The 489-nt window shown below is 61.1% G+C and carries 1 protein-coding gene; it reads right to left on the reverse strand.

Annotated features, from left to right (window positions below; genetic code table 11):
* On the reverse strand, positions 1–489 hold a 489-nt coding region (locus EYW45_RS00105; protein ID WP_202444505.1), incomplete at both ends, for a VCBS domain-containing protein.

Genomic DNA, 489 nt, shown 5'->3' on the forward strand with positions numbered 1-489 from the left:
CGTCCCGTCAGCAGACGTGACCGTGAACACTTCTTGACGTTGCTCGCCTTGCGCCAGCGCCTGGACGTTGGTGGCAGCGTTGTTCAGCGTGTAGGTCCATGCGCCGTCGGTGCCGATCGAGAAAGCGCCGTAAGTTCCGGCTGTGCCGGTTTGAGCGGTGAACGTTGCTTGACCAGCATCAGCGTCGGCAACCGTCAACGTGCCCGAGGCAGTGGTGATTTGATCTTCGGTCACCGTGCCAGAGCTTTGTCCGCCGATGACTGCAGCATCGTTGGTGCCAAGGACAGTGACAGTGACTTGCGAGACAGTGCCGTCAGCCGAAGTAACGGTGAAGATTTCTTGACGTTGTTCACCCTGTGCCAACGCCTGAACGTTGGCGGCAGCGTTGTTCAGCGTGTAGGTCCATGCGCCGTCGGTACCGATGGAGAACGAGCCGTAGGTGCCGGCCGTGCCGGTTTGAGCCGCGAAGGTGGCTTGGCCCGCGTCAGC

This window comes from Schauerella aestuarii (assembly GCF_009866805.1).
GTDB lineage: Bacteria > Pseudomonadota > Gammaproteobacteria > Burkholderiales > Burkholderiaceae_B > Schauerella > Schauerella aestuarii.